Origin of the sequence: Eudoraea sp. (assembly GCF_049665975.1) — a bacterium.
In the GTDB taxonomy this organism is placed as follows: Bacteria; Bacteroidota; Bacteroidia; order Flavobacteriales; family Flavobacteriaceae; genus Eudoraea.
In genome coordinates, this window is the sequence record NZ_JBATGR010000208.1 from 1 (window position 1) to 6,998 (window position 6,998).

Annotated in this window: 6 protein-coding genes and 1 pseudogene; 2 read left to right on the forward strand and 5 right to left on the reverse strand. The window is 41.1% G+C overall.

From position 1 onward, the window contains the following. Both WBN20_RS07805 and WBN20_RS07810 read left to right on the forward strand, forming a co-directional pair. A pseudogene (locus WBN20_RS07805) lies at nucleotides 1-1,191 on the forward strand (DNA polymerase III subunit alpha); the annotation flags it as partial. A gap of 384 nt (nucleotides 1,192-1,575) precedes the next feature. Next, nucleotides 1,576-2,034 (forward strand): GNAT family N-acetyltransferase, encoded by a 459-nt coding sequence (locus tag WBN20_RS07810; RefSeq protein WP_424281283.1) that lies wholly within the window; start codon nucleotides 1,576-1,578, stop codon nucleotides 2,032-2,034. Nucleotides 2,035-2,062: 28 nt separating this feature from the next. Here WBN20_RS07810 and WBN20_RS07815 read toward each other — a convergent pair whose 3' ends face one another. The 5 genes from WBN20_RS07815 to WBN20_RS07835 form a co-directional block, all read right to left on the reverse strand. Then, nucleotides 2,063-2,221 carry a hypothetical protein gene (locus tag WBN20_RS07815; RefSeq protein WP_424281284.1) on the reverse strand — a complete coding sequence of 53 codons (159 nt, stop codon included), beginning with the start codon at nucleotides 2,219-2,221 and terminating at the stop codon, nucleotides 2,063-2,065. Between the two features lie 131 nt (nucleotides 2,222-2,352). Continuing rightward, on the reverse strand, nucleotides 2,353-3,090 hold the full coding sequence (locus WBN20_RS07820; RefSeq protein WP_424272954.1) for an NYN domain-containing protein: 738 nt from the start codon (nucleotides 3,088-3,090) through the stop codon (nucleotides 2,353-2,355). A gap of 250 nt (nucleotides 3,091-3,340) precedes the next feature. Continuing rightward, nucleotides 3,341-4,834, reverse strand: coding sequence for an amidase (locus WBN20_RS07825; protein WP_424272955.1), 1,494 nt, complete (start codon nucleotides 4,832-4,834; stop codon nucleotides 3,341-3,343). Nucleotides 4,835-4,949: 115 nt separating this feature from the next. Continuing rightward, on the reverse strand, nucleotides 4,950-5,876 hold the full coding sequence (locus WBN20_RS07830) for a DUF5996 family protein (protein ID WP_424281285.1): 927 nt from the start codon (nucleotides 5,874-5,876) through the stop codon (nucleotides 4,950-4,952). 42 nt (nucleotides 5,877-5,918) lie between these two features. Beyond that, the coding region (locus WBN20_RS07835; protein ID WP_424281286.1) for a Gfo/Idh/MocA family protein at nucleotides 5,919-6,998 on the reverse strand (1,080 nt) is incomplete at its 5' end.

Sequence of the window (6,998 nt, forward strand, 5' to 3'; positions counted from 1 at the left end):
TATGGTATTATGGTTTACCAGGAAGACGTAATAAAAGTGGCGCATTATTTTGCCGGACTTACCCTTGGGGAGGCCGATGTGCTACGAAGAGGGATGAGCGGAAAATTCCGTTCCCGGGAAGAGTTCCAGAAGGTGCAGGACAAGTTTATGGACAACTGCCGCAAAAAAGGTTATGAAGAAGGGCTGATCTCCGAGATCTGGCACCAGGTAGCCAGTTTTGCCGGTTATGCTTTTGCTAAGGGGCACTCTGCCTCCTATGCCGTGGAGAGTTATCAGACCCTGTTTTTAAGGGCCTATTACCCTCTGGAATATCTGGTGGCGGTGCTTAACAATGGGGGCGGCTTTTACCGTTCTGAGTTTTATGTGCACGAAGCCCGGATGATGGGGGCTACTATACATGCACCCTGTATTAACAAGAGTTTTGCGGTAAACTGTATTTATAGCACAGACATTTATCTGGGCTATATGTATTTAAAAGAACTGGAGAGCCGGGTGATGGAGCGTATTTTAAAAGAGCGGCAGCTGCATGGGGTTTTTACTTCACTGGAAGATTTTTTAGACCGGGTACCTATTTCCATAGAGCAGCTGAGTATCCTTATCCGTATAAACGCATTCCGGTTTACAAAAATTAATAAGCACAAACTCTTGTGGGAGGCCCATTTGTTTCTTTCGAAAGGCACTATAGTAGACCACCCCAAATTGTTCCCACCCACCCACCAGAAATTTAAGATCCCACGCCTGCATACCACAGACCTGGAGATGGCCTTTACCCAATTGGAATTGCTGGGGTTTTGTCTGTGTTCTCCTTTTCACCTGTTAAAAGAACCCCCTAAAAATAAAAATGGCAGTAGAGATCTGGAGCAGTATTTAAACAGGAATATAGATATTTATGGTTACCTGGTCACCGTTAAGAATACGAATACACATACGGGCAAGCGCATGCATTTTGCCACCTGTGTAGACCAGCACGGGGAGGTCTTTGATACGGTTCTTTTTCCCCCGGTGGCTGCCAAATACTATTTTAGGGGCAGAGGAATTTATAGGTTCTACGGCAGGGTGGTAAGTGAATTTGGCTTTTTAAGTATAGAGACCATAAAGATGCAAAAGCAGGAAATAATCCAGGACCCCAGATATGCCGATATGAAGACCGCTAATAAAAGGCGTTTGACAGCACCTGAAAAACCAGGGTAGCACTTTTTGAGTATAAGATATATTATGTATTTTTAACCAATGAGCAGTATCATCCTGGAATATATCTCCTTGAGGCTTTTGATGCCTTTGTGATATCATTGGTATTTATGATTTTTGGCATGGGGGTATCCCGGCTGCTTATTTTTCACAAGATCGAAGAAAAGAAGCTGCTAAATAGCTCAAATTTAACACTTTAGATGAGCTAAAAATATTATTACGACGTACTATTTTGTTGGCCATGGTCATTTTTGCGGTCACTGACTATTTAAAAAAACCTAGCGGCTTCCCTGTTTTTAATACACAAACGGGAATAAGGAGGAAGATTCTAATCTGTTGTAGTTTTAATAAGGCTAAAATGATAGTGTATCCCATTAAATTCCCTAAATGATCCAAACCCTAGATCATAAAGACCAGCAAGTAGCCCAATCTATCCGCTCCGTTTTTCAGGCTTCCTACGCCATTGAAGCCAAACTCTTAAATGCAACCGACTTTCCACCCCTTAAAAGAGCATTAGAGGAATATTTGGAAAGCCGCAACACGTTTTACGGTTACTATCTGGCAGAGGATCTAGCCGGGGTGGTTGAAGTAAAAGTAGAAGAAAGCAACACCCATATTCAAAGTCTGGTAGTACACCCCAGATTTTTCAGGCAGGGAATAGGAAGCGCCCTGTTACAATTTGTACTGGAGTCCTATACTACCAATACCTTTACAGTAGAAACCGGCCTGGCCAATGAACCTGCCAAAGATTTGTATTATGGTTTTAATTTTAGAAAGGTCAAAGAATATGATACGGAATTCGGGATACGTAAAATTGCTTTTTTAATGCGAAGGGGGCAGTCCTAAATTTATTGTGCACTTTTAGTCCAACGAATTATCTTTTTTTGGGTCTGGGGATAATTCCAGTTCGTTTTCCCCATTTTAGCCACATAGCTGCCATCTGTTTTACCAATTCTGGATTAGCAGCTGCCATATCATGTATTTCTGTCCGGTCTTTTTCCATATCAAAGAGTTCCCAATTTTTTAATTCCAACTCAGCGGTTTTATCCCAGAGATAAGATTTTTTTTACTTGCTTTAGAAATCAACTTCCACTTTCCCATGGGAACCCCCCCGGTTACCTTCATGTTTCCGGTCAATTACAGGAGTAACTCAAATAAGATGTTTTATGGCCTTTTTTTATTTTTAACAAATATTAATTTATGTTTACTTTTTGGGTTTTCTCTTTGCTCGATCTCAAATTTACCAAGAGACTTAATTAATGGAGTCAATTTCTGAAAACCGTAGTTCCTGGGATCAAAATTTGGTTGTTTCTTTTGCAACAAACTGCCAACATCCCCTAAAAATGCCCATCCATCGTCGTCTGAAGTATCGTTAATTGTTGTGGCAATTAATTTGATTTCTTTAAAAGTTATTTTATCGACACTATCTTTAGTTTCAGTTTTTTCATTTTCAGATTCTGCCTCTTTAGATTGGTCTTTCAGAATTTCAATATATATAAATTTGTCACATGCAACAATAAACGGATTTGGCGTCTTTTTTTCTCCAATTCCTATTACTTGCATTCCAGCTTCCCTTAGACGAGTGGCTAGGCGGGTAAAATCACTATCACTGGATACCAGACAGAAACCATGTACTTTTTCTGAATACAAAATATCCATTGCATCAATTATCATCGCTGAATCCGTAGCATTCTTTCCAGTAGTATATCCATATTGCTGAATTGGAGTTATTGCATTTTCAAGTAACAGGTTTTTCCATTTTGACAAATGAGGTCTGGTCCAGTCACCATAAATCCTTTTTATCGTTGGGTTGCCGTATTTAGCTATTTCTTCCATCATCTCTTTTATACGTGCCGATGGTATATTATCACCGTCTATTAGCACGGCTAAATTGAAATTCATATTATTTTATTTTAATTAAACTTTATTTAATTTGAAGATTTAATATCGTTTTCTCATTGTTGTTAATTGTCCGAACAACCTAATAAACACTGCAGGAACTTAAAGCGGTTTCTGGCTCTAAGATACGTAATCCTATACACCCAGGGGAAAGATTATTTAGTTGTTATCTACAAGACTAATTTTTTAAAGAATTTCTTCATAATGTAAACCACTGAATTTTGGATAGGTGGATGTTAATAACAATAAAATTCTAATCATCAACTGCAATTAATTCCGGTCTTTTGCCTAAATGATTAGTGATCTGTTCATAAGCCAATGCTAACTCCAATACCTTTTTATCATCTTCAAATTTACCCATGACCTGCATACCCATTGGCCTGCCTTGTGCATCGAATCCGACAGGTACATTAACTACCGGAATGCCACCCAGGCTGCCCAATATGACAACTTCCATCCAACGATGATAAGTATCCATCTCCCGGCCATTTATTTGTTTGGGCCAGTAGATTTCTTTTGGAAACGGGAACACTTGTGCGGTAGGTAAGACCAGGAAGTCATATTCACCAAACATCCTGTCTAATTCGGCGTACCAATTGGTGCGAATTATATTTGCCCTCTCCACATCTTTATCGTCAAAACTAAGGCCTTGTTCAATTTCCCAGATTAACTCTGGCTTTAGCATATTTCTGGTGGCGGGATCTTCATAGTAGTTTAGCATATTTAAGCGTCTATAATGACGCAACGTGGTCCAGCTTTGCCATAAATCTGACATATTAAAATTGGGATGCATAGATTCCACCTTAGCCCCGGCTTTGGCTAGATCTGCCAGGCTAACTTCACATAATTCGAGTATTCCTGGCTCCATCGCCAAATAATTTTTGAGATTGCCCAGCCAGCCAATTTTTATTTTATCAAGACTCAAAGGATTTAAGTCATCAAAATCGGGGTTAAGGGCGATCGTCTGCAATAATTTAATAGTATCACGGGTATTTCGCCCCATAGGTCCGGAGGTCCAAAGAAGCCTGTTCTTGGCATCTCCTTCATCCATTACAACATTTGTGCTTGGTCTGAAACCTATCACATTGTTGTACGCTCCAGGATTTCTAAGTGAACCCATCATATCACCACCATCGGCAACGGGAAGCATGTGAGTTCCCAGACCGCATGCTGCACCACCACTGCTTCCGCCGGAGGTTAGAGCAGGATTACAAGCACTTCCCGTGGTCCCGAATACAGGATTGTAGCATTGGGAGCCCAAGCCAAATTCCGGAGTATTTGTCTTACCAATAAAGATAGCACCCTGTCCGCGAATTTTGGCTACAAAATCACTGTCTTCTTCAGCTATGCGCTTGGCAAACATGGGCGATCCACTTGTGTAGGGCAATCCCGCCACCGGAGCCAAATCCTTTACTGCATGAGGCATGCCGTGCATCCATCCCCAATATTCATTTCTGGCTAAGGCCTGATCCGCCTGTTGTGCCTGACTTAACAAATCATCGTCATCAACCATACTGACAATGGCATTATATACGGGATTGTAGCGATGGATACGGTTCAGGTAGGCCTGCATTACCTCAAGACAACTTGCCTTTTTTGTCCTTATTATGACCGAAAGGTCAGAAGCGCTGAATTCTGTCAGATCCGAAGAAAGATTGGCTGCAAAAAGTGTATTCGAATAGGGAAAGGGTACGGAGAGTACGGCTCCATAGGCTGCCGTATTCTTTATAAATTTCCTTCGATTCATAGTGGTTTTTAAGAATTTTAATTCTCTTATTCCAGAGTAAAAGCAACATAAGCAACCTTAGATGGATTACCCATCATACCCCTGCTACCAGTGATAACAATATATTGTTCTCTGTTTAAAGTTGATCCAAATCAGGAACAGTGAGTTCATCGATATTCCATTTTGCCTTTTTTGCCCCTGCCTGGTAGGTGCTTTCCAGAAAATCTAGTACGGCTTTTCGCGGGTTCGTTGAATTCTTAACATCTTCATATCGCAAAAGGGCCATAGGACTACCATTGCTATCCTGCCAGAACGCCCCTTTCGGTTGAAGGGCTTCTTTATCTATCCCATCAGGGGAAGGGTAGGTATAGGAGTAATACATTGGTTCCGGTACATTTGTGTCGCCCACCCAAAACCCAAAGCTAATTTGTTCATGGGAATAGGTTTCTTTTTCTAAAATTCTCGCAGATTTATCCATTGAAGGAAGCTTTTTCCCGGAGAATCGGGTTACCACTAAATCGAGGTGATGCCAGTAGATGTGAACGGGACAGGTTTTTCCGTAAAAACGACCGCTAAATTCTTTAAAAACGTTGCTATTCCATAACATGAGTTTCCAGAAGGTGTTTATATACTTCCAATCATAATGGTGGTACTCTGTAATCTCGTTGAAGCTTTTATCGATGTTTACATCAAATGGTCTGTCAGTAAATTTTGGAAATACACCAATGCCATTTATTTCGGTCATAAACCGTGTGTAAAAATCTGCAATGGTAGGATTATCTGCAAGGGATAACACAATTTCCTCCGCTGAACTTTGGGAGATGATGACCGCCTTTCTTTTTATATTAAACTCCATTTCAAAGCTGTCCAACCCGTCATTTATGGGGATGCTATAGGTCCCAAAGCCTCTTGGGGTAACATATAGTGTAATATACCACCAATGGTTTTTTCTGGTGGTTGATTTCAATCTTGTCTTACCCAATATTTGGAGCAGTAAATGAACGGTTATTCTGGTTTCTGTCCATTCGTCAAAAGGTAATTCTGGTAGTTTTTCAGATTTCATAATTATTTTATCTCAAAAGGTTTTTCATTGTTGGGTTTTTTGTTACGCTAAATCCCATTTTTTCCTGGGCTTTCTGGAGAGCAGTGCATTAGCTTCCTTATCCCCAATAAATTTTTCTTTTATAGCATTCCATTCCAGTTTTCTGTTCAGTTGCCAGGATATTAATCCCAAATGCATGGGAAGCGTCATCTCCCGGGCATAGGCCAGGTTAGACTCCGAAGGGTTGCGGGATTTTACGGCATCCACAAAATTCTGCTGGTGACCGGGAGAGCGCTGCAGGGTTTTTGGGATTTCAGGAATATCGGTAACTGTTTCCCCATTGATTGTAATTTCCTTTGTTTCATAATCACAAATAAGTGTGCCCTTTTCGCCTTCAAAATAAGCACCAATGCCTCTTTCTGCTGCACCGGGAACATCGGGTGGGGTGGAAGTCCAGAATAGTTTCAAATCCCGAAATTCATAGTCCACGTCTATCCATTTGGGGGTATTAGCTATCCCATCTGCTTCTTCTCCTCTGGCTGAGATACTCTTCAGACCTTTTGGCCGAATAGCCCAGTAGACCACATCTGCAATATGGCACCAGAAATCGGCAAATACACCACCGGAATAATCCATAAAGTACCTATAGGTAAAATGGCATTTTGCAGGAATATAATCTACATAGGGCGCTGGACCCAGCCACATATCCCAATCCAGGGTTTTGGGAATAGGTTTTATTACAGTCTCGGTCAAATCCGGAGGTCCACCAGTTTTCCAAAGCCTTACGGTATGGACTTTTCCAATGGCCCCGGCCTGGATCAATTCAACTACTCTGTGGTAATTATCTGTGGCATGAATCTGCGTTCCCAATTGAAAAATACGGTTGTATTTCTGTTGGTTTTTAAGTAATAATTGTCCTTCTTTTACGTCGTATGAAAGTGGTTTTTCGCCATAGACATCTTTCCCTGCCTGGAAGGCGAGGGAGGCAATTTGGCTGTGCCAATGATCCGGAGTAGCGCAGGTTATGGCGTCAATATCCTTTCGATCCAAAATTCTCCGAAAATCTTTATACCCGCTGACTTTAGATCCCGGTTGAAGACTTTCCAAAGTTTTTAAGCTATCGGCTAAATGCAATTCATCTAC

Bases quoted from the DNA above. Each gene is read 5' to 3' on its own strand.
- WBN20_RS07810 (WP_424281283.1), top strand. From the start codon at position 1,576: ATGATCCAAACCCTAGATCATAAAGACCAGCAAGTAGCCCAATCTATC.
- WBN20_RS07820 (WP_424272954.1), bottom strand. From the start codon at position 3,090: ATGAATTTCAATTTAGCCGTGCTAATAGACGGTGATAATATACCATCG.
- WBN20_RS07825 (WP_424272955.1), bottom strand. From the start codon at position 4,834: ATGAATCGAAGGAAATTTATAAAGAATACGGCAGCCTATGGAGCCGTA.
- WBN20_RS07830 (WP_424281285.1), bottom strand. From the start codon at position 5,876: ATGAAATCTGAAAAACTACCAGAATTACCTTTTGACGAATGGACAGAA.